A 20,790-nucleotide genomic window follows, 5' to 3' on the forward strand; every position below is an offset into this window, starting at 1 on the left:
CGATTCTCCCAGCACCCCGCGCTATCCACCGGATTCACCCCGGCGCGTTAACGGAAGGATCTGACCCACGCACCTAGGCGGCGGCACCGACATCGCGGTCCGCGTCGGGGAGGGATGCAGGCGACCGCCCGCACCCCTCCCCCGGTCAGGCGGTGCGCTTCCGACGGCGCAGCGCGAGGACCCCGGTCGTGAGGAGCATCAACGCGAGCGCGGTGGCGGCCACCGGCAGGTCCGCTCCCGTCGCGGCCAGCCCCTCGCCCGCGGCGGTGACGCGCAGGTCGGCCCAGCCGAGGAGCGTCCCATCCGCCGCGTAGACCGCGATGCGGTGCGCGCCCAGTGGCGCGTCCACCGGAACGGTGACCGTGAGGGCACCCGTCGCCGAAAGCGTCCCGGCAGCCAGGCGGACCGGGACGGAGTACATCCAGACCTCCGCCCGCGCTCCCGCGGCATCCGCGCCGACCGTGACGGTGACCCGCTGCCCCGGTGCGGCCACCGCCGGATCGACGGTGACGCCGTGGCGGTTGCCGTCCACGAGCTCCGTGCCGGGAAGCGGCGGGTTCTCCGCACCAGGGTTCTCCCCACCAGGGTTCTCGCCGCCGGGGTTCTCCCCACCGGGGTTCTCGGCGCCTGTGCCGCCCGGCAGCGTGCCGGTGCGCAGCGCCTCCGAGGCGAAGCCATCGGCGAACCACCACACCGGACGCTGTCCGTCGACCGCGAGCGACGCGGGAGCCGTCGCGAAGCCCTCGTTGTTGATGTCGGGCATGCCGGCGGGCCGCGCGTAGTGAGCGATCCCGGGCCGGGCGGTCCCGTTCAAGGTGAGCTCTGCGGAGCGGCCCTGGCAGCCGTCGTCGCACACCGCCCACAGGGTGCCGCGGACGGCATCCCAGTCGAGCGCCATGACACCGGTGAGCCCGGGGGAGATCTCGGAGACGAGCGTGGCCGTGCCGTCCGCGGCGAGCGCGAAGGCGTAGACGTGCCCGTTGTCCTCCACCGCGACGAAGAAGAGGCCGTCGCCGTGTCCCGGATGCACGGCCGGGTCGTAGGCGGTCCCGGTGGTGTCGTCGAAGAGCTTTCCGTTCAGCGCACTGTCCGGCACCCACTGCACGGCCTCGATGCCGAGGTTCGCGCCGACCGCCGGGAGCATCGCCGTGAGATCCCATTCCCGCTGCGCCACGAGATCGCCGGCCGCCGCGTCCGGATCGACCTGCAGCAGCACGTTCTGGTTCACGCCCTTGGCGCTGTTGTCGCGCTCGGACGCCACGTAGACCAGGCCCCTCCCGTCGACCGTGATGCCTTCGGTGTCCGGCCCTGCGGCGCCCGGGTTCCCGGCGTCCCTGGCGAAGCGCACACGCTTGCCCTCGTCCCAGCCCGCGGCCTTCTCCACCGAGCCGTCCGCGTGGGCCTCGAGCTTCCAGATGCGCCCCTCGCCGTTGTCCACGGCCCAGAGGAATGCCCCGTCCGCGGTCTCCTGCACGTCGAGGCCGGAGCTGTCCTCGAGGAACGTCGGCACGTCGTCGAGCACCCGCACTTCGGCCGACCCCGGCCAGGTGCCGACGGCGACCTCGCCCGCGCACACGTTCGGCGCGCCCTTCGTCGGCGTCGCGGTCGCCGCGAAGGCTCCCGTGGTGTCAGGGCAGCGGCCCCAGGAGGTCGCCACGTGGCGCTCGCCCCAGGCGGTCTCGTCGATGAGCAGCTCACCGTCGAAGAGGCGGACGGCGTCGCCCGCGCCCAGCCCGAAGCCGAGGGCCGAACGCTCGATGACGAAGAAGCCTCCGGCCGGGATCGTCGTGCCGACGGGAACGGTGTAGGCATGGGCGTCGTCGTCGTCCTTCACGACGACGCCACCGATCTCGAGCGAGGCGCCGGTCGGGTTGACGAGCTCGATCCAGTCGTCCGGCGCGCCGCCGTCCGACTCGACCTCGTTGATCCGCACCGGGTTCCCGCAGGCGTTGCGCTGGCCCTTCGTCGCTGCCGGCGCGTCGACGAACGCGCCCGTCCCGTCGGCGCAGCGTGCCCAGACGCCGTCGGCGTGCGCGGAGTAGACGTGCTCGTCGATCATGAGTCCGTTCGCGTCCCGCAGCGTCACGGTGTCGCCGTTGCCCAGCCCGAAGACGAAGTCGGCGGGCTGATCGAAGACCCGGTATCTGCCCGGAGGCAGCAGCGTCCCCGCCGGCAGCGGCGTCGTCTCCGAGGCGTGTCCGACCGGATCGCCGTCCATGACGGTCCAGCCGGACAGGTCGACCGCGGTGCTGCCGGTGTTCACGACCTCGACCCAGTCGGTCGCGTCGCCGTTGGACTCGATCTCGTTGATCGCGACATCAGGGAGGACGCAGGAGTTCGCCGCTCCCGGGGTCGCGTACGCGAGCACGAAAGCGCCGGTACCGTCCGGGCAGCGCGCGAGCGTGGCGGCGGCGAAGTCCCCGTCGATGGCGGCGTGTCCCTCCCAGGGCTGCGTATCGTCGACGAGCGTGCCCGCGGTGTCGAAGAGGCGGATGCGGTCGGCGCTACCGATGCCGATCGGGTCGCGGAACGCCGCCTCCACGCCGTCGACGAGCCCGATCGTGCCCTCATCGACGACGAGGAACGCTTCTGGTTCGATCGTGGTGCCCGGCAGGAAGCGCCACCGGTGGTCATCGGAGTTATCGCGGATCTCGTACCCGGAGACATCGAGCGCCTCCGTCCCCGGGTTGTGGAACTCGACCCAGTCGGCCGGCTGCGAGTCGACCTCGTTGATGCGGATCGACCCCGCGACCGGCGCGACCTGACAGTCGTTGGGCGCGCCCGGTGTCGCCGCCGTGGCATGCGCCCAGTCGCCCGTCCCGTCGGGGCAGCGCGCCCAGACCGCCAGCGGCGCGGTGTTCGCGTAGGCGTAGGAATCGACCTCGACCCCCTCCGGGTCGTGGAGGACGACCTCGTCCCCCTTGCCCAGCCCGAAGGCGAAGTCCACGTCCTTCACCAGGACGAGGAACGCGCCCGGCGCGAGCACCGTCCCGGCCGGTGCCGCGCCGAAGCTGTCGCGCTTCTCGTCCGAGACCCGCCAGCCGGTCAGGTCGACGCTCGCCGAGCCCGCGTTGTAGATCTCGATCTGGTCGGCCAGCCCGGTCGCCGCGTCGTCGTAGACGATCTCGTTGAGGACGAGCCCTGCGTCGTCGGTCGGCGCAGGCTCGCCGGGAGGGATGGCACCGGAGGCGGCGACGGGGGCGGCGATCAGGGCGGCGGCGCTCAGCGCGCACGCCGCCGTGACGGCCGCCACGGAGTGCAGTCGGGGCATGGGGGCTCCTGGAAGATGGCTCGACTGAGCGCAGACGGGTACCCGTCCAGACCACCGCTGCCGCATGGCCGTCCGTCGACCCGTCGGTGGACGGCCGGTGAACGGTCGGTGGCGTCTTCCTCGGCCCCGCCGCTCAGGCGATCCGCGTGCCGGGCGGCAGCCGCCGCGCGGGCGTCCGGGTGCGAGCCCATGCTCCCGCGAACAGCGCTCCGGCGAGCACGACCTGCACGCCGAGCCCGACGAACCAGCTCGGCACGGTCTCGTCGATCACCTGTTCGGCCGTCTGCGAACCGCTCTCCGGATCGCAGTCGTCCCAGCGCTGCTCCAGCGGCGAGAGCTGCGCGCTGCGGACACCCCACTTGATCTGCCCGTACAGATCGACCGGGTAGCCGTCCTTGCTGAACTCGGTGGGGGTCGCGTCGGCGAGCACGACGAACGGGTTGGCGGCGAGCGCCCACCACACGAGGTCGAACCGCGGCGCCTCGTACCTGTACTCCTCCCAGCTCTCGCAGTCCACGTTGCCGTTGCTGTCGTAGGGGCGGCTGTAGCTCGTCGCCTCGCTGCGCACGGCCAGACCGCCGAGCGCGAAGACGATGATCGTGCCGATGACGAGCGCGGACACCACGAGGTAGGTGGACGCGACGGAGAAGAGCGGGCGGGCGATGAGTCCGCTCAGGCCGACGCCGATCGCGGCGACGATGATGATCTCGACGGCGAGGATGAGCAGCGCCACGAACAGCACGATTGGATCGGTCCCGCCCGCCAGCAGCGACGCCGCGAGGAAGGGAACCGCCACCAGGAGGAACGCGCCGCCCGTCGCGATCGCCGCGAGCAGCTTGCCCAGCATGATGTCGCCGGTCGACGCCGCGGTGACCTGGATCGGCGCGAGCGTGGCCGCCTCCCGGTCGCCGTTGATGGCGTTGCCGCTGAGGGTGGGAGAGACGAGCACGACGAGCAGCAGGACCACGTTGACGACGATGGACGACACGCCCGCCCCGACGTCCTCCCCCCAGGAGTACACGGCGAACGACAGGCCGGTGACGCCGAGGAGCACGAGCGCGAAGACGCCGAGGAGCACGTACCAGCCGACGCTCCGCAGCCGCTGGGTCAGTTCGAGGCGCGCGATGACGCCGATGTTCGCGAGGCTCATGCTCCCGCCTCCGTTCCGTGGGGCGCCGCAGGCGGCGGGGGCGGCGGGGTCGTCTCCGCGGGCGGCTGCGGGTGCCGGAGGGCGAGGAACGTGTGCTCCAGATCGCTCTGTGCAGGTGCGAACTCCGCGACCGGCAGCCCCGCCTCCACGAGGAGACGCAGCGACCGGGCGGCGGCATCCTCCCCGGGGAAGCCGACGAGGACGGCGCCGCGGTCCACGGCGAGAGACTCGGGCGCCAGCCCGAGAGTCGACGCGACCTGCCACGTGTCCGCGTTCAGGCGCTCCGCGGTCGCACCCGCGAGCCGCACCCGCCAGGCGCGGACCGTGCTCTGCGCCGGGGCGGCATCCACGACGGCCCCGCCGACGAGGAAGACCGCGTCGTCGACGACCTCTTCCAGCTCGGACAGCACGTGGCTGGAGATGAGGACCGTGCGTCCTTCGGCCGCGAAGCGGCGCAGCAGCACCCGCAACTGCACGCGGGCCTCGGGGTCGAGACCCGACGCCGGCTCGTCGAGGAGCAGCACCTGCGGGTCGTGGACGAGAGCGCGGGCGAGGCCGAGCTTCTGCTTCTGCCCGCGGGAGAGCACCTTCGCGGCGGAATCCGCGAGCTCTCCCAGGCCGACGAGACCGAGGAGGTGCTGCGCCCGCCGCTCCGCGTCCGCGCGGTCGATCCCGTAGAGGCGGGCCGTGGTCACGATCGTCTCGCGGGCCGTGAGCGAGGGCCAGGCGCCGAGGGCGTCCGGCATCCACCCCAGCACGCGACGGGCGGCGAGCGGGTCGGCTTCGGGGTCGATGCCGCCGATGCGGATCGAGCCGCTGTCGGGGGCGAGCAGCGAGGCGAGCATGAGGAGCAGCGTCGTCTTGCCCGCGCCGTTCGGGCCCACCAGTCCCGTCACCCTTCCCGCCTCTGCCCGCAGCGTGGCCCCTCGCACGGCCTGCACGTCCCCGAACGCCCTGCTGACGTCGTCCACCACTATTCCGGTCATGCGGTCAGTCTGGCATCGCCGGGCGCGAGCGCGGGGGACCTCCGGGCTGATGCCCAGCCGCGCCGCGCCGCGGGTGACACAATCGCTGTATGCGCACGATCCTCAACATCATCTGGGTCATCCTCGCGGGCTGGGCGCTCTTCCTCGGCTACGTGCTGGCCGGCCTGCTGCTGTGCATCCCGATCATCACGATCCCGTGGGCCATCGCGTCGTTCCGTATCGCCGCCTACGCCATCTGGCCGTTCGGGCGCGAGGTCGTCAGCAAGCCGACGGCCGGCGTCGGGTCGTTCCTCGGGAACGTGCTCTGGGTCATCCTCGCGGGGTGGTGGCTCGCGCTCGGCCACATCGTGTCGGGACTCGCGCTGTGCATCACCATCATCGGCATCCCGATGGGCATCGCCGACTTCAAGATGGTCCCGGTGTCGCTCATGCCGCTCGGCAAGGAGATCGTCTCCACCCGTCAGGGCGCGTTCGACCGCACGCTCTGACCCGACGGGTCAGCTGCGGAAGAACGCCACGCCGAGATCGGGGTGGTCGACGAAGACGCCGTCCACGCCCTGCCGGGCGATCACGCCCCACTCGGCCTCGTAGTGCCCGAACGCGCTCTTGCCTCCCGGACCGCGGTAGGGCGCCGCGAGGAAGGCGTTCTCCGGGCGGCAGGTCCACGTGAAGACGGTCAAGCCGCGGGCGTGCGCATCGGCGACCAGCGCCGTGCCCGGCACCAGGAGCATCTTCTTGTCGACGCTGATCCCGTCGACCCGACCGACCAGGCGGTCCAGACTCCCGGGGGTCACGGTCTCCGGGTAGCTCAGGGCCTTCGACCCCTCGGCGACGAGGAGGTCGTACGGCTGTCCCGCCGCCTCGATGAGGTAGACGAAGCTCGCGTCGACCCCCACGGCGCGGAGCTGTCCGAGCACGGTCGATTCGAAGCTCTCCACGATCAGCGGCAGCTCCCCCGCCGCCCACCCCGCATCCCGCAGCTCCTGCGCGATGAGGGGCGCGAGGTCGAGCCCGATGCTCGCGAAATGCGTGGCGTGCTTCACCTCGAGCACGACGCCGATCGGCCGGCCCTGCTCCTGCGCGGCCGCCCGTACGAGGTCCAGGACGTCGCGCAGGCGCAGGATGGGTTCTGTGCCGTCGAAGGAGGCGCTGGATGCCCGGAGCTTCGGCAGCCGTTCCCGGCAGCGCAGCGTGGACAGCTCCGCCCAGGTGAAGTCCTCCGTGAACCAGCCGGTCAGTGCGGCGCCGTCCACGCGCCGCGTCGTGCGGCGGTCGGCGAACTCGGGGTGATCGGCGACGTCCGTGGTGCCGGAGATCTCGTTCTCGTGCCGCACGACCAGGACGCCGTCCTGGGTGGCGACCACATCCGGCTCGACGGCGTCGACCCCCATCGCGAGGGCGAGCTCGTAGGACGAGCGGGTGTGCTCCGGTCGGTGGCCCGGGGCACCGCGGTGCCCGATGACGAGCGGGGATTTGCTGGGCACGCTCACAGCGTAAGGCACCCCGGGAGTGTCGCCTCACGGGTATCGTGGAGGAAAGCGACCTACGACCCCCCTTTTGGAGTGAGGCCCACCTGATGAGCAACTTCGCTTTCAACAATCCTGCTTTCCAGCAGCAGGACCCGCGCAACGTCGCGACCTACCCGGGTGCGCCCCAGGGCGCTCAGGGCGCGCAGGCCGCGTCGCTCCAGCACGGCGCGATGGATGCCGCCGCCAACGCGCAGCTCGAGGGCATGTACGCCGCTCCCGCCGCGGGCGCCCTCGAGACCGACCGGATGTCCGTCGAGGACACCGTGTGGAAGACCGCCGGCCTCTTCGGCATCCTCCTCGTCACCGCCGCCGTCGGCTGGGTGCTGACGCTCGGCGGCCTCGACGTGCCGCGCTACGACCCGTACAACCCCGCCGCCGTCAACGTGCTGCCCTGGGCCCTCGGGGCGCTCGGCGGTTTCGTGCTGGCGATGGTCATCACCTTCACCTCGCGCAAGAAGGTCCGCCCCGCGCTGATCTTCGCCTACGCGGCCTTCGAGGGCCTCTTCATCGGCGGCATCTCGGCGTTCTTCGAGGTCCGCTGGCCCGGCATCGTCTTCCAGGCGACGCTCGCGACCGTCTCGGTCGTCGGCGTGACCCTCGCCCTCTTCGCGAGCGGCAAGATCCGCGCGTCCAAGAAGGCCACGAAGATCTTCATGATCGCGATGATCGGCTACCTGGTCTTCTCGCTCCTGAACCTCGTCCTCATGTGGACCGGCGTCAACACCAACGCCTTCGGACTCTTCAGCCAGGAGATCATGGGCATCCCGCTCGGCCTCATCATCGGCGTCCTGGTCGTGATCATGGCGGCGTACTCCCTGGTGCTCGACTTCGACCAGATCCAGCAGGGCGTCCGCAACGGCGCTCCGCGCAAGTACGGCTGGCTCGGCGGCTTCGGCATCATGGTCACGGTCGTCTGGCTCTACGTCGAGATCCTCCGGATCATCGCGATCGCCCGCGGCAACAACTGACGCGATCCGTCGCGACAAGAGGCCCGTCTCCCTGGGAAGGCGGGCCTCTTGCCATATCCGGGAGGGAGCGCGCAAGGGGTTGGCACGCGATTCCGCGGCCGGGCACAGTAGGTGTCACGAAGCCCCGGCACCCCGGGGCTCCTGACCCAAGGAGCTGACCATGAGTTTTCTCGGCTTTCTTCTTCTCGGCCTCATCGCCGGAGCCATCGCGAAGCTGATCCTGCCCGGCAAGCAGGGTGGCGGATGGTTCATCACCCTGCTGCTCGGCGTCGTCGGCGCCCTGCTCGGCGGCTGGCTCGGCAGCCTGATCCTCAACCGTCCGCTCACCGAGTTCTGGGACCTCGGGACCTGGCTCCTCGCCATCGGCGGTTCGATCATCGTGCTGCTGATCTACGGCCTCATCGCCGGCCGCGGCCAGCGGGTCAACGACTGACGCAGACCCCACTCGACGCGCTCCGCGTCACCCACGCCCGTCCCTCACGGCTGCGAGAGCATCCGTGAGGGGCGGGTCTTTTCGTGCCGCGGCCGGTCAGCTCGCGGCGCCACGCGCCTTGCGCTCCAGGAGCTCGCGCTCACGGTCGTTGCCGGCCAGTCCCGCGGCCGCCGCGAACTCGCTGCGCGCCTCGCTCTCCCGCCCGAGTCGGCGCAGCAGCTCGCCGCGCGTGGCGGGAAGCAGGTGGTAGCCGTGCAGCGCCCCGGACGCCGCCAACTCATCTATCAGCCGCAGGGCGGAGGCGGGCCCGGTGGCCATGGCCACGGCGGCCGCGCGATTGAGCTCCACCACCGGGGACGGAGTGAGCCGGCTGAGCGCCTCGTAGAGGACGACGATGCGGTCCCACTCGGTCTCCTCTAGGGACGGCGCGACGGCATGGCATTCGGCGATGGCGGCCTGCAGACTGTAGGGGCCGCGTCCACGGCCGAGCCCGTCCGCCCGCGCCAGGGCCGCTCTCCCCCGCGCGATGCGGCTGCGGTCCCACCGCCGACGGTCCTGATCCGCGAGCAGCACCGGGTTCCCGTTCCGGTCGGTCCGCGCCGGGAAGCGTGCGGCGGTGAGCTCCAGGAGCGCGAGCAGGCCGTGAACCTCCGGTTCCCGAGGCTGCAGCGCGGCGAGCACCCTGGCGAGCCGGATGGCCTCGTCGCTCAGCTCCGGCCGCATCCACTCCGGACCGCTGCTGGCCGCGTGCGCCTCGTTGAAGATGAGATAGAGCACACCGAGGACCGCGCCGAGCCGCGCCGGCTGCTCTTCCCGCGGCGGCAACTCGAACGGCGCGTGCGCGGCCGCCAGCGTCTTCTTCGCGCGCACGATCCGTTGCTGCACGGTCGCCGTGGGGACGAGGAAGGCGCGGGCGATCTCCTCACTCGACAGACCACCCACGACCCGCAGCGTCAGCGCGACCTGCGCCTCCCGGGAGAGCACCGGGTGGCACGCGATGAAGAGGAGGCGCAGCACATCGTCGTCCACGGCATCCGGGTCCCAGGGCAGCTCGGGCCCCTGCGCCTTCTCCCGTTCGAGGTCGTGCGCGATCAGAGCGAGGCGGTCGTCCAGCCGCTCGCGGCGGCGCCACCCGTCCACCGCCTTCCGCTTCGCCACGGTCGTGAGCCACGCCGCGGCGTTGCGTGGCACCCCCTCAACGTGCCACTGCCGCAGCGCGGCGACCAGAGCCTCCTGCGCGAGGTCCTCCGCCAGACCGAAGTCGCCGACCATGCGCGTCAGTGTGCCGACGATGCGCGCGGACTCGATGCGCCACACCGCCGCGACGGCCCGCTCGGCCGCCTCCTGCGCGGAGGCGGCCGAGCTCGTCACGGGGTCGGGTGAGCGGTCCATCAGCGGAGCGGCGTCACGCCTGCTCGGCGCGGCGGGCCTGCTCCTCCCGCCAGCCCGCCTCCTTCTCGATCCACTCGTTGTCGGCGGGGAAGTCCTCCGGCCCGGTCACCCGGCGCACCTCGAGGAACGATCCCGGTCCGAGCGGCGCCCGGCTCGCCCATTCCGCGGCCTCCTCCCGCGAGGAGACCTCGATGATCCAGAAGCCGTTGAAAAGCTCCTTCGTCTCCCCATAGGGGCCGTCAGTGATGAGCGGCTTCTCGGCGCTGAAGTCGACGACGAAGCCCTCGGCCGCGTCGGTCAGCCCCTCGCCCGCGACGAGGACGCCCGCCTTCATCATGTACTCGTTGTACCGGCCCATGGCCTCGATGACCTGCTCGAAGGGCATCTCCTGATATGCCGCCACCGCGTCGTCGGTCGCGCGCATGATGAGCATGAACTTCATGATGTTCTCCTTGTTCCGAAGGGCCGTGTCTCGACCCTCTCATCACAGACGTCGAACGGGAACGGCGGAGATCGACATCGGGGGCGAAAGTTCTTTCCGCTCCCACGCCGGGCGCCCTGTTCGACATCGTCGGGGCCGGGGGCGCGGGAGCGCTACGGACCCGACGTACCGCGACGCCCCATCGGGACGGTCGCGTTTCAGCGGCGCCGTGACGGAGCCTGCACGACGGCTGAGATGGTCGCGGCCAGCGCCTCCATCGACCGCTCCGGACTCCACGCCGCAGCGACGGCCGGCGCCTCGGCACGCAGCGCCGTCAGACGCTCCGGGTCGGTCAGCAGTTCCCGCAGCGCAGCGCCCAGCGCAGCGATGTCTCCCGCGGGGACGAGAACGCCACCGCCCGCGCCGAGGACATCGCGGATGCCGTACCGCACGTCGTAGGACACCACCGGCGTGCCGTGCAGGAGCGCCTCCACGATGCCGAGCGGCTGTCCTTCGAACGCGGTGGAGGTGATCAGGACGGACGCACGATCGAGCACGGTGGCCGGGTCCGCGGTATAGCCGCAGAGCCGCACGCGGTCCGCGGCGTCGAGCTCGGCGATCAGTGCCGCCAGCTGCTCCTGCTCCGCTCCCGTGCCCCAGATCTCCATCCGGGAGCCCGGCACGTCCGCCTCGACGAAAGCGCGGATGGAATGGTCGATGCGCTTGCCGGCCGCGAGCCGACCCAGCACGACCACGAGACCCTCCTCGCGCAGGTCGTCACGACGCTCGACCGGCGCGATGGGATTCGGCACCACGACATGGTTGGCGGCCTCACCGAACCGCGCCACGACGTCGTCCCGCTGCGTAGCGGTCGGCCAGATGACCGCGTCGAAGCGGTCGGCCAGCCGGAACCAGCGCGTCCAGAGCGTGTTGAGGGTCGCGTCGGGCGTGTAGGGCGCCTCCACGTGCATGGTGTGGATGGGGTGCAGGATGCGCACGCGCGGGTCCCCCCAGTCGGCGACCAGTTCGCCGAGCTGACGGGATTCGCAGATCACGACGATCGGCCGGTCGCCCAGCGCCGCCGTGACGTGGTCGAGCCAGGCGCCGTAGAGCCCGCGGAAGCCGTGCAGCGCCCCGACGACCGCACCGCTCTCGTCGTGGACGGGGACGGGCTCGTCCGTGAGGTGCCAGTCCGGGTCGCCGGGGATCACCGGGAGGGCCACGAAGGGACGACCCTCCGGGTCCGCGAGCACCCGGTACTCCACATCGGGGTCGGCCGTCACCGCATCGTCTGCCGCGTCCCGCAGCCAGGCGGCGGCTCCGCCCTGCGGGGCGACGGCCTCGTCGAAGAGGTTCCGCAGACGATCCGGGTCCGCGAGCGCGCCGCGGTCGGCGAAGACGCGGCGGTGCTCGGCGTGATCCGCGCGCGTTCCCGGGTCGAACGTGAGGAGCTGCGGACCCCGGCCCTCACCGGCGCCCGCTCCAGCGAGCATCCTGGCGCGCGCGAGCGTCGCGATGGTGTACCCGCCGTCCAGACCCGGGATCAGGCGACTGGACAGCACCAGATACTCGGCGTCCGGGAGGACCGGTGCCGAGACCGGGGGCATCGTGCCCCCTACTCCCACTCGATCGTCCCCGGCGGCTTCGACGTGACGTCCAGCACGACGCGGTTGACGTCGCGGACGCCGTTCGTGATGCGGTTCGAGATCTTCGACAGTACGTCGTACGGCAGACGGGTCCAGTCGGCCGTCATGGCGTCTTCGCTGGAGACCGGACGCAGCACGATCGGGTGACCGTAGGTGCGGCCGTCGCCCTGCACGCCCACCGAGCGCACGTCAGCGAGGAGCACGACGGGGCACTGCCAGATCTCCTGGTCGAGTCCCGCCTTGGTCAGCTCCTCGCGGGCGATGGCGTCGGCCTCACGCAGAATCTCGAGACGGTCAGCGGTGACCTCACCGATGATCCGGATGCCGAGGCCGGGCCCCGGAAACGGCTGCCGTCCGACGATCGCCTCGGGGATGCCGAGCTCGCGGCCGATCGCGCGGACCTCGTCCTTGAAGAGGGCCCGCAGCGGCTCGATGAGCTCGAAGTCGAGGTCGTCCGGCAGCCCCCCCACGTTGTGGTGCGACTTGATGTTCGCGGTCCCCGCGCCGCCGCCCGACTCGACGACGTCCGGATAGAGCGTGCCCTGCACGAGGAACTTCACCGGGGCGCCGCCGTCGGCCTTCGCCTCCTCGACGAGGTCGAGCTGCACCTTCTCGAACGCGCGAATGAACTCGCGGCCGATGATCTTGCGCTTCTCCTCGGGGTCGGTCACGCCCTTCAGATGGCCGAGGAAGGTCTCCGCGGCGTCGACCGTGATGAGCCGCACACCGGTGGACTCGACGTAGTCCTTCTCGACCTGCTCGCGCTCGCCCTTGCGGAGGAGACCGTGGTCGACGAAGACGGCGGTGAGCTGGTCGCCGATGGCCTTGTGCACGAGAGCGGTCGAGACGGCGGAGTCCACGCCGCCGGACAGCGCGGAGATGACCCGGGCGTCGCCGACCTGCTCGCGGATGCGCTCGACCTGCTCGGCGATCACGTTGTCGGGGTTCCAGTCGGACGCGAGGCCCGCCCCCTTGTGGAGGAAGTTCTCCAGCACGCGCTGGCCGTGGTCGGAGTGCTTGACCTCCGGGTGCCACTGCACGCCGTAGAAGCCGCGCTCCTCGTTCGCGAACGCGGCGACCTTCGTGGCCTCCGTCGTCGCGAGCACCTCGAAGCCCTCCGGTGCCTTCGCGACCTGGTCGCCGTGGCTCATCCACACGTTCTGCTCGGTCGGCTGCCCGCTGAGCAGCGTGCCGCCGTCGCCGGAGATGACGGCATCCGTGGCGCCGTACTCGCGGAGGCCGGTGTGCGCGACCTCCCCGCCGAGGGTCTGGGCCATGTACTGGAAGCCGTAGCAGATGCCGAGCGTGGGGACGCCGAGGTCGAAGACCGACGGGTCGAGCTTCGGCGCGCCCTCCTCGTACACCGACGAAGGTCCGCCGGAGAGGATGATCGCGACGGGGTTCTTGGCGGCGATCTCCTCGGCCGTGGCGGTGTGCGGCACGATCTCGCTGTAGACGCCGGCCTCGCGGACGCGGCGGGCGATGAGCTGCGCGTACTGGGCGCCGAAGTCGACGACGAGCGCGGGGCGCTGCTGGGTCTCGGACTGTTCGGTCAACGGACACCTTCCGGAGCGATCGCGGAGGCCTCGGCGGCCTCCCGGGTGGCGAGATAGGTCTTGACTTCACGGGCGACGACCGCCTCCATGAAGAACGACAGCAGCGGCACGACGCCGCCGAGCGCGAGCAGGATGAACCGCGGGAAACGCCAGCGCATCAGGCTCCACATGCGGAAGCACGCGAAGAGGTAGACGACGTAGAACCAGCCGTGGGCGACGAGGATGAACAGCGAGATGTTGAAGCCGTCCCCGAGGGAGGTCATCTCGCACGAGTTCGTCCACGGCGCGAACAGCGACCACCACTGGCAGTCCGGCCCCGCGATGACGCCGGCGAACCAGAGCGGGCCGCCCGATCCTCCGGCGAAGAGCTCGAGGTGGATCGGGGTGTACTTCAGCACCATCTCGGCGAGCAGCAGGAGCAGCATGACTCCCGTGATGATCGACGCGATCTGGTAGAACTTCAGCGCACCGCGGATCGCCGGAAAGCTGGCGACTTTCGGTTCGGGCATGCCCCCAGTCTAGTCGGCAGCGGGCGACGCCCCGACCCCGCGGGAACGACGGAGGCCGCGGGTCTCCCCGACGGCCTCCGCCTCGTCATCCGCCGATCGGCATCAGAACCATCCGGTCAGGAGGTCCCACAGCCAGTCGACGATGTCCTTGATGATCCCGCCGATGCCGCCGGCGCGGTTGACGGTGACCGTGGCCGTGGCCTCGTCCCCATCGGCCTGCGCCACCGCGACGGTGTACTTGCCGGGCTGGGCGTTCTTCGGCACCGTCACCGAGGCGCTGAACGTGCCGTCCTGCCGGACCTGCACCGTGCCCACCTGGACGCCCTGCCCCTTCTTCGGCCGGAGCTCCACCGTGACGGTCTCGCCGGGCTGGTAGCCCTCGCCGGTGACGTCGAGCTTCTTACCCGCGGCCACCTTCGAGGAGCCGAGCGCGATGGTCCCCGCGAACTCCTCCTCGCCGGCGATCGTGAACGGCACCTGCACCGTCGTGCCCGTCGCCGGGACCTCGACCGTGAGCTGCTGCTCACCGAACACTCCGGACGGCACCGCGAAGGTGAGGGTGGCGCGGCCGCCCTCGTCGGTGGTGTCCACGATGGTCGGGTCGACCGTGCCGGCCGCGAGCTGGGTGTCTCCGAGCGACAGCGTGACCGCTCCCGGTGCCGCCTCGCCACCGCTGAAAGCCAGCGAGGAGAGCGAGACCGTCACCTGGTCGCCCGCGCGGTAGCCGTCGGCGTCCGCCGGACTGACGGTCACGCCGACCGCACGCTGGGCGAGGTCCGGCGAGGCCGTCTTGTTCGCGTCGAACCAGTCGACCATCGACTGGAGGTCGATCTTGCCGGTGTCCCGCTTGCCCGCGCCCTCCTTGAAGGTGGCGAAGTTGTCGCCGCCCGCAGCGAGGAAGGAGTTCGCCGCCACCGTGTACTCCCCGTTCGGGTCGATCGCGGTGCCGTTCAGCGTGATCGAGGTGATCCGCGAACCCGCGGCCGCCGTCGGGTCGTAGGTGTAGACCAGACCCTCGGAGACGCCGAGCTTGAGGAACGGTCGCGCCGATCCGGCCGGCTGCCACTGCTCCTCCAGCACGCCCTTCAGCTGCGTCCCGGTGAGGGTCAGCGTGACCAGGGTGTTCGCGAACGGCTGGACGGTCGCCGCCTCTCGGTAGGTGACGTTGCCGTTCGGGTCGGCGGCGTTGCTCGACGCGTAGGTCAGGTTGGCACGGATGCCACCCGGGTTCATGAGCGCGATGTCCGCACCCGTGGACCACTTCTGCACGTCGGCGACGAAGTTGCCGATGGTGGACTCGCCACCGCGGTTCTCCGAGCCGTTGGTCTGCCGCGCGCGGTTGAAGTCGGCGGTGATGTCGCCCACCTTCACCGCTCCCAGCACGTCGGCCTCCGCCTTCGCCTTGTCGACGATGGCCTGCACCTCCGGCACCGCCGGGTACAGCGGCTTGCCTGCGGACGTGAGGGGCTTGATCTCGTTGGTGATCGAGAGCAGCTCCTTCGTCTTCGGGTCGACCTGGATGTTCATGAGGCCGAGGTTCTCGCCGTACTGCCCCGCCGAGACGACCGGCCGGCCGTCGATGACGTGGTTGTAGGCGAGGTGCGTGTGCGCCGAGACGATCGCGTCCACGTCGTCGTCGACTCCGTAGACGATCTCGCCCAGCGGCGAGTCCTCGGTGATCGCGGACAGCGCGGTGCTCTCCGCACCCTCGTGCACGAGCAGGATCACGACGTCCGCCTCGCCGTTCGCGGGGTCCCCGTCGCGCAGGTCGTCGGCCACGGCGTTCACGGAGTCGACGATGCTGCGCACCTCGAGATCCGCGATGCCTTCAGGCGAGACGAGCGAGTCGAGGTCTTCGGTGACGGCGCCCACGAAGCCGACGCGCACCCCGTCGAGCTCCTTGACCCAGGCCGGGGCGAGCGCGGGCTCACCGGTCTCGGTGAGGAACACGTTCGAGGAGATGTACTCCCAGTCCGCGCGCTCCTGCACCCGGTCGCGCAGGTCTTCCCACCCCTGGTCGAACTCGTGGTTGCCCGCAGCGCTCACGTCCAGGCCGGCGGCGTTGAGCGCGTCGATCGTGGGGTTGTCATCGTTGATGAACGAGGTGAACGTCGAGGCCCCGATCAGGTCGCCGGCTCCGGCGAAGATCGTGTTCGGGTTCGCCGCGCGGAACTGCTGCACAGCGCCCGCGAGCACCGCGGCACCCGCCGCGGCCCCGTCGGCCTCGATACGGCCGTGGAAGTCGTTCACCGTCACGACGTCGATGTTCACCGGCGGGATCTCCGAGGAGACGCCGACGAGGATCGGGTCGTGGTCGCTGGACCGGTAAGGGGTGCCCTCCTCGGTGGCGCCGAACGCATAGCCGCGGTCGCTCCACTCCGGCGAGTTGATGCCCCACACACCGGCGCCCGTGATCGACGGGACGAGCGAGGGCGACGCGATCACGTGGTCGAGCGAGCCGAGCTCCCCGTCGAACGTGTACGTGTACTGTCCTGCGGCCTCGTCGGCGGCCACGTCGCTCCACCCCTGCGAGGTGAACACGTCGATCGGGTCTTCCTGCCCGTAGGCGTTGAAGTCGCCGATCAGCAGCATGTCGCTGCTGCCGCTGGTCTCGGCCAGCTCGTCCGTGAAGGCGAGGATGGCCTGCGCCTGCTTCACCCGGTCGGCGTTGAAGAAGCCCTGGCCGTCGGCCGGCTCCGCCCCGGCGCCCTGCGGCGGGGACTTCGACTTCAGGTGATTGGCGACGACGGTGACCACACGGCCGTCGATGTCGAACGCCTGCGCGATCGGCTCGCGGGCGTTGCCCCACACCGACTCGTCGGTGACGGTGGCGCTGTCGCCCACCGTGCTCACGGCGTCCTTCTTGAAGATGATCGCGTTGGTGATGTAGTCCGTCGTCGCCGGGTCCTGCAGGGCCTTCGGCGTGCGGACGTAGTCCCACACGTCCGAGCCCGCGTCGGCGTTGAGGCCGGCGACGAGGTCCTTCAGGGCGGTGTCGACGGGCTTGCCGAGCTTGACCGAGTTCTCGATCTCCATGAGCGCCACGATCTCGGCATCGAGGCCGTTGATGGCCGAGACGATCTTGGACTTCTGGATCGCGAACTGGGCGGCGTTCGCCGCGCCACGGGCGTCGGCGTTCTCGCTCTTCAGCGTCGTGAAGTAGTTGTAGACGTTGAACGACGCCACCTGCGCGTCACCGCCCACCTCCGGAGCCTTCTCGGGACGCGGGTTGGTCGCCTCGAAGGTGACCTTGCGCTCCGCGGGGGAGGCGTCGTCGATCGGGACGACCGGCTGCAGACGCCAGTCGTCGAAGCCCCACTGGAGCACGTAGCCGTTGGACCCGAAGTCGACGGTGTCGCCGTTGCGGACCACCGTGTCCTCCGTGAAGTACGGCTGCTGGCCCGGGTGGCCGTTGTTGGTCACCTGGATGGACCAGGCGTCGTCCAGCAGGATGCGGTTGGCGCGGTTCTCGGCCGCGATGGCGGCGGCGTCGGCCCCGGGACGCGTGGTCTCGGTGCTCTTGACGTTGAGGTCGTCGCCGGCGTTCAGCCACAGCGCCCCGTAGTTGTAGAGCTGGTGGCTCGACGCGAGCCGGTAGGTGCCTGTCGGGGCGACGTACATGTTCTCGTACTGCTCGCGGTCGGCACCGCGCACGGTGTCCGGGAGCGGCGTGAGGGCGGGCACGCCCACACCGGCGGTGACGACGGAGACGTCGGCCACCGCGGCGGGAGCGATCTGGGTCTGGCCGTAGTACTCGCTCACGGTGCCGGTCACCGAGACGAGGTCGCCGATCTCGAGCGTGGGCGCCAGCGCGTTCAGGAACACGAACACGCCATCCGAGGCGCCGGGGGTCGCGTCGGTCTCGCCGCCCGAGCCCTGCGTCTGGATCACGATGCCCTTGTAGCCGCCGGTGCGGTGATCGGCGGTGACGACACCCTCGACGCGGACGCGCTGTCCGGCCAGCGGCGAGACGTCGCCGGTGCCCTGGACCTCGGCGATCGTGGCGGTCTTGGGCTCCGTCCCCGGCTCCTCGCCCGGGTCGGTGCCGGGGTCGGTGCCACCGGAGTTCTGCGGGGTGATCGTCGCCGACAGCGCGAAGTCCGCCTTGTTGTCGTCCTTGTCGGCACCCGCGGTACGGTTCAGCGAGCGGACGTCGGTGTTGCTCGAGGGTGCGGCGGCGGCCGCCGTCTCGAAGGTGTTCGAAGTGCCGTAGCCCAGGAGATCGATCACGCCGTCCACGCCGACCGTCGAGCCGGGGGTCAGGGTGACCGCCGCGGTGCCCTCGACGAGGGCCAGCGTGCCGTTGGTGCCGCTCGGGCTCAGCGTCGTGGTGGCGTCGGGGGTCGGGAGGGCGGCGCCGTTGGTGCCGTTGCTGTTCCCCTGCACGAGGAAGTAGCCGCCCGCGGGGATCGTGCCCTTCAGCGGCGCGACGCCGTTGAAGGCGCCGGTCCCCGCCGCGGAGCGGTACTGCAGCGACAGGCCGTCGAGGGTGACGGGCGCCGTCGTCGAGTTGTACAGCTCCACGAACTTGTTCGTGAACGCCGCCCCCGCGCTTCCGCCGGACAGGTAGGCCTCGTTGATCACCACCCCGGTGCCCTCGGTGTTCGCCGACGCGGGCGCGGCCACCAGCGAGCCGAGGCTCAGGGCGGCGACGCACGTCGCGGCGAGGGCGCCCACGCGCCCTCGGATTCTGCGGTGCGAGACGGGGGTCAGGGTCTCCCCGTGCTCAGGAGCGGACATCATCGGTGCTGTCTCCTCGATCGTGTTCCGGCGCTGCTCAGGACGCTGTCATCGCACACATCGGGAACTCCCAGCGTGCGCACATGGAGCGAGCATACGGAGCGGTTCGGACATCCTCAACGGAGTTTTCCCATTGGTCATCCAGCGCTCACCGAATGGCCGCGACACCCCCTGACGAAGGTTCACACGGAGCCGTCTCGGCGCGCAGAAGCGCAGCGTCCGTCGCGCGGATGCGCAACAGCGGTCAGACGGCCGCGGACCCCTCGGCGTCCTCGAACTCCTCCAGCTCGCGCTCCCAGGCATCCTTCGCCAGGCGGTACCAGAGGTAGAACGCGAAGCCGGCGAAGATGACCCACTCGGCGGCGTAGAACACGTTGAGCCAGTTGACCGGCGACTGCTCGTCGGGCGCCGGGGAGGCGATGTCGGCGAGGCCTGCCGTCGCGGTCGTAGAGGCGAGGTACGGACGGTAGACGTCGAGCTGCTCGATGTCGTGCCAGCGGCTCAACAGAGCCGCCGGCGACATCCGGTCCAGCTGCTCCGGATCGGTGCGCGGCGGCACCGACGGACCCTCATCCGAGATGATGCGACCGGCGACGGGGACCACGCTGCCGTCCGCGTCGGCCTCGAGGCGCTCCACAGCGGCATCGGCGGCCTCCCGATCCGGTGCCCAGCCGATGGCCACCGCCAGCGAGACCCGCTCGTCGACGCGGAGCTGACCGGTGACCCAGTACCCCTCGACGCCGTCGTTGAAGCGGCTGCCCACGACGAGGAAATCCCCGGGGACCCAGACGCCCTCGGTCTCCACGCGCTGCCCGACCAGGGGCTCGGGGAGGTACTCCCCCGGCACTACGACGTCATCGAGCGGTCGGACCTGCTCGGTCGCCCCCGGCGCCGGAGGATCGGTCTCGATCGCCCGCTCCAGCTGCCACTGACCGAGCCAGGCGAACACCCCGGCGACGACGAGACACAGCAGCAGCATCGCGATCCAGCGTCCCCGCAGCATGACCTCACGGAGGGTCGGCGGGAAGGGAGCAGGTGCGGTCACGGTGATGCGGAGACCTCAGGCCTCGTACGGAGCCAGCACGACCTCCACCCGCTGGAACTCCTTGAGGTCGGAGTACCCGGTGGTGGCCATCGACTTGCGCAGCGCGCCGATGAGGTTCGCGGTGCCGTCGGCGACCGGAGCGGGGCCGTAGAGGATCTCCTCCAGCGTGCCGATGCCGCCCACCTCGACGCGTCGTCCACGCGGGAGCTTGGGGTGGTGCGCCTCGGGACCCCAGTGGAACCCCTGGCCGGGAGCGTCCGTCGCGCGAGCCAGGGCGACCCCGAGCATGACCGCGTCGGCGCCCATGGCGAGCGCCTTCACGATGTCGCCGGAGGTGCCGACGCCGCCGTCGGCGATCACGTGGACATAGCGCCCGCCGGACTCGTCGAGGTAGTCACGGCGAGCCGCGGCCACATCCGACACCGCGGTCGCCATGGGCGCGTGGATGCCGAGGGTGGCACGGGTGGTGGACGCCGCACCGCCGCCGAAGCCCACGAGCACGCCGGCCGCGCCGGTGCGCATGAGGTGGAGCGCCGCGGTGTAGGTCGCCGCTCCGCCCACGATCACCGGCACGTCGAGGTCGTAGATGAACTTCTTGAGGTTCAGCGGCTCCGCCACGCTCGACACGTGCTCCGCGGAGACGGTCGTGCCGCGGATGACGAACAGGTCGACCCCGGCCGCGGCGACGGTGTCGTAGAACTCCTGAGTGCGCTGCGGGGTGAGGGAGCCGGCGACGGTGACGCCCGCCTCCCGGATCTCGGCGAGGCGGCGGGTGATGAGCTCGGGCTTGATGGGCTCGGAGTAGAGCTCCTGCATGCGCACGGTCGCCCGGTCCTCCGCGAGGCCCGCGATCTCGGCGAGCAGCGGCTCCGGGTCCTCGTAGCGGGTCCAGAGCCCCTCCAGATCGAGCACCCCCAGACCGCCGAGCTGTCCGAGCATGATCGCGGTGCGCGGGCTGACGACCGAGTCCATCGGCGCCCCGAGCACCGGGATCTCGAAGCCGAAGGCGTCGATCGTCCACGCGGTGGACACGTCCTCCGGGTTGCGCGTGCGCCGCGAGGGCACCACCGCGATGTCGTCGAACGTGTACGCGCGACGCGCGCGCTTTCCTCGGCCGAGCTCGATCTCCATGGTCACCCGTCCA

At 71.0% G+C, this 20,790-nt stretch carries 15 protein-coding genes; 3 read left to right on the forward strand and 12 right to left on the reverse strand.

Going from position 1 to position 20,790, the window contains the following annotated elements:
* Positions 1 to 145: 145 nt before the first annotated feature.
* The 3 genes from KVS71_RS03805 to KVS71_RS03815 all read right to left on the reverse strand — a co-directional run bounded on the left by KVS71_RS03805 (position 146) and on the right by KVS71_RS03815 (position 5,407).
* Entirely contained in the window at positions 146 to 3,271 is a 3,126-nt protein-coding gene (locus KVS71_RS03805; protein WP_217583934.1) for a lamin tail domain-containing protein, read from the reverse strand.
* Positions 3,272 to 3,404: 133 nt separating this feature from the next.
* Positions 3,405 to 4,421, reverse strand: a complete 1,017-nt coding sequence (locus KVS71_RS03810; protein WP_217583936.1) for an ABC transporter permease — start codon at positions 4,419 to 4,421, stop codon at positions 3,405 to 3,407.
* Positions 4,418 to 5,407 (reverse strand): ABC transporter ATP-binding protein, encoded by a 990-nt coding sequence (locus KVS71_RS03815; protein ID WP_217583938.1) that lies wholly within the window; start codon positions 5,405 to 5,407, stop codon positions 4,418 to 4,420. The genes KVS71_RS03810 and KVS71_RS03815 overlap by 4 nt, the downstream gene beginning before the upstream one ends.
* Positions 5,408 to 5,496: 89 nt before the next feature.
* Here KVS71_RS03815 and KVS71_RS03820 point away from each other — a divergent pair, with 89 nt between their 5' ends.
* Positions 5,497 to 5,895 (forward strand): YccF domain-containing protein, encoded by a 399-nt coding sequence (locus tag KVS71_RS03820; RefSeq protein WP_060922036.1) that lies wholly within the window; start codon positions 5,497 to 5,499, stop codon positions 5,893 to 5,895.
* A 9-nt stretch (positions 5,896 to 5,904) separates the two neighbouring features.
* On the opposite strand, the gene KVS71_RS03825 is transcribed toward KVS71_RS03820, so the two are convergent.
* Positions 5,905 to 6,891 carry a glycerophosphodiester phosphodiesterase family protein gene (locus KVS71_RS03825; RefSeq protein ID WP_105950754.1) on the reverse strand — a complete coding sequence of 329 codons (987 nt, stop codon included), beginning with the start codon at positions 6,889 to 6,891 and terminating at the stop codon, positions 5,905 to 5,907.
* 92 nt (positions 6,892 to 6,983) lie between these two features.
* Between KVS71_RS03825 and KVS71_RS03830 the strand changes: the two genes are divergently transcribed.
* Together KVS71_RS03830 and KVS71_RS03835 are read left to right on the forward strand one after the other, a co-directional pair.
* Entirely contained in the window at positions 6,984 to 7,904 is a 921-nt protein-coding gene (locus KVS71_RS03830) for a Bax inhibitor-1/YccA family protein (protein WP_217583940.1), read from the forward strand.
* 160 nt (positions 7,905 to 8,064) lie between these two features.
* The gene (locus KVS71_RS03835) at positions 8,065 to 8,337 is read left to right on the forward strand and encodes a GlsB/YeaQ/YmgE family stress response membrane protein (protein WP_025103755.1); all 273 of its coding nucleotides are present in this window, start codon (positions 8,065 to 8,067) and stop codon (positions 8,335 to 8,337) included.
* A gap of 96 nt (positions 8,338 to 8,433) precedes the next feature.
* On the opposite strand, the gene KVS71_RS03840 is transcribed toward KVS71_RS03835, so the two are convergent.
* From KVS71_RS03840 to KVS71_RS03875, 8 genes are all read right to left on the reverse strand, one after another.
* Positions 8,434 to 9,729 carry a sigma-70 family RNA polymerase sigma factor gene (locus KVS71_RS03840; protein WP_217583942.1) on the reverse strand — a complete coding sequence of 432 codons (1,296 nt, stop codon included), beginning with the start codon at positions 9,727 to 9,729 and terminating at the stop codon, positions 8,434 to 8,436.
* 13 nt (positions 9,730 to 9,742) lie between these two features.
* A complete protein-coding gene (locus KVS71_RS03845) occupies positions 9,743 to 10,171 on the reverse strand; it encodes a YciI family protein (RefSeq protein ID WP_217583944.1) in 429 nt (142 codons plus the stop codon).
* A 197-nt stretch (positions 10,172 to 10,368) separates the two neighbouring features.
* Positions 10,369 to 11,757 carry a glycosyltransferase gene (locus KVS71_RS03850; RefSeq protein WP_105949371.1) on the reverse strand — a complete coding sequence of 463 codons (1,389 nt, stop codon included), beginning with the start codon at positions 11,755 to 11,757 and terminating at the stop codon, positions 10,369 to 10,371.
* 8 nt (positions 11,758 to 11,765) lie between these two features.
* Complete coding sequence (guaA, locus tag KVS71_RS03855; protein ID WP_060922040.1) at positions 11,766 to 13,352, reverse strand: glutamine-hydrolyzing GMP synthase; 1,587 nt, start codon at positions 13,350 to 13,352, stop codon at positions 11,766 to 11,768.
* Positions 13,349 to 13,861, reverse strand: a complete 513-nt coding sequence (locus KVS71_RS03860; protein ID WP_060922041.1) for a DUF3817 domain-containing protein — start codon at positions 13,859 to 13,861, stop codon at positions 13,349 to 13,351. The genes guaA and KVS71_RS03860 overlap by 4 nt, the downstream gene beginning before the upstream one ends.
* Before the next feature lie 102 nt (positions 13,862 to 13,963).
* On the reverse strand, positions 13,964 to 18,604 hold the full coding sequence (locus KVS71_RS03865; protein ID WP_105949370.1) for an ExeM/NucH family extracellular endonuclease: 4,641 nt from the start codon (positions 18,602 to 18,604) through the stop codon (positions 13,964 to 13,966).
* A 241-nt stretch (positions 18,605 to 18,845) separates the two neighbouring features.
* The gene (locus KVS71_RS03870) at positions 18,846 to 19,604 is read right to left on the reverse strand and encodes an SURF1 family cytochrome oxidase biogenesis protein (RefSeq protein ID WP_217584103.1); all 759 of its coding nucleotides are present in this window, start codon (positions 19,602 to 19,604) and stop codon (positions 18,846 to 18,848) included.
* 57 nt (positions 19,605 to 19,661) lie between these two features.
* Positions 19,662 to 20,777, reverse strand: a complete 1,116-nt coding sequence (locus KVS71_RS03875; RefSeq protein WP_025103746.1) for a GuaB3 family IMP dehydrogenase-related protein — start codon at positions 20,775 to 20,777, stop codon at positions 19,662 to 19,664.
* Positions 20,778 to 20,790: the final 13 nt, after the last annotated feature.

It is taken from the genome of Microbacterium sp. GbtcB4 (assembly GCF_019091465.1).
GTDB lineage: Bacteria > Actinomycetota > Actinomycetes > Actinomycetales > Microbacteriaceae > Microbacterium > Microbacterium paraoxydans.

Excerpts from the sequence above, each read along its gene's own strand:
- KVS71_RS03805 (WP_217583934.1), bottom strand. The coding sequence starts at position 3,271 with ATGCCCCGACTGCACTCCGTGGCGGCCGTCACGGCGGCGTGCGCGCTG.
- KVS71_RS03810 (WP_217583936.1), bottom strand. The coding sequence starts at position 4,421 with ATGAGCCTCGCGAACATCGGCGTCATCGCGCGCCTCGAACTGACCCAG.
- KVS71_RS03815 (WP_217583938.1), bottom strand. The coding sequence starts at position 5,407 with ATGACCGGAATAGTGGTGGACGACGTCAGCAGGGCGTTCGGGGACGTG.
- KVS71_RS03820 (WP_060922036.1), top strand. The coding sequence starts at position 5,497 with ATGCGCACGATCCTCAACATCATCTGGGTCATCCTCGCGGGCTGGGCG.
- KVS71_RS03830 (WP_217583940.1), top strand. The coding sequence starts at position 6,984 with ATGAGCAACTTCGCTTTCAACAATCCTGCTTTCCAGCAGCAGGACCCG.
- KVS71_RS03835 (WP_025103755.1), top strand. The coding sequence starts at position 8,065 with ATGAGTTTTCTCGGCTTTCTTCTTCTCGGCCTCATCGCCGGAGCCATC.
- KVS71_RS03840 (WP_217583942.1), bottom strand. The coding sequence starts at position 9,729 with ATGGACCGCTCACCCGACCCCGTGACGAGCTCGGCCGCCTCCGCGCAG.
- KVS71_RS03845 (WP_217583944.1), bottom strand. The coding sequence starts at position 10,171 with ATGAAGTTCATGCTCATCATGCGCGCGACCGACGACGCGGTGGCGGCA.
- KVS71_RS03850 (WP_105949371.1), bottom strand. The coding sequence starts at position 11,757 with ATGCCCCCGGTCTCGGCACCGGTCCTCCCGGACGCCGAGTATCTGGTG.
- KVS71_RS03860 (WP_060922041.1), bottom strand. The coding sequence starts at position 13,861 with ATGCCCGAACCGAAAGTCGCCAGCTTTCCGGCGATCCGCGGTGCGCTG.
- KVS71_RS03865 (WP_105949370.1), bottom strand. The coding sequence starts at position 18,604 with ATGATGTCCGCTCCTGAGCACGGGGAGACCCTGACCCCCGTCTCGCAC.
- KVS71_RS03870 (WP_217584103.1), bottom strand. The coding sequence starts at position 19,604 with ATGCTGCGGGGACGCTGGATCGCGATGCTGCTGCTGTGTCTCGTCGTC.
- KVS71_RS03875 (WP_025103746.1), bottom strand. The coding sequence starts at position 20,777 with ATGGAGATCGAGCTCGGCCGAGGAAAGCGCGCGCGTCGCGCGTACACG.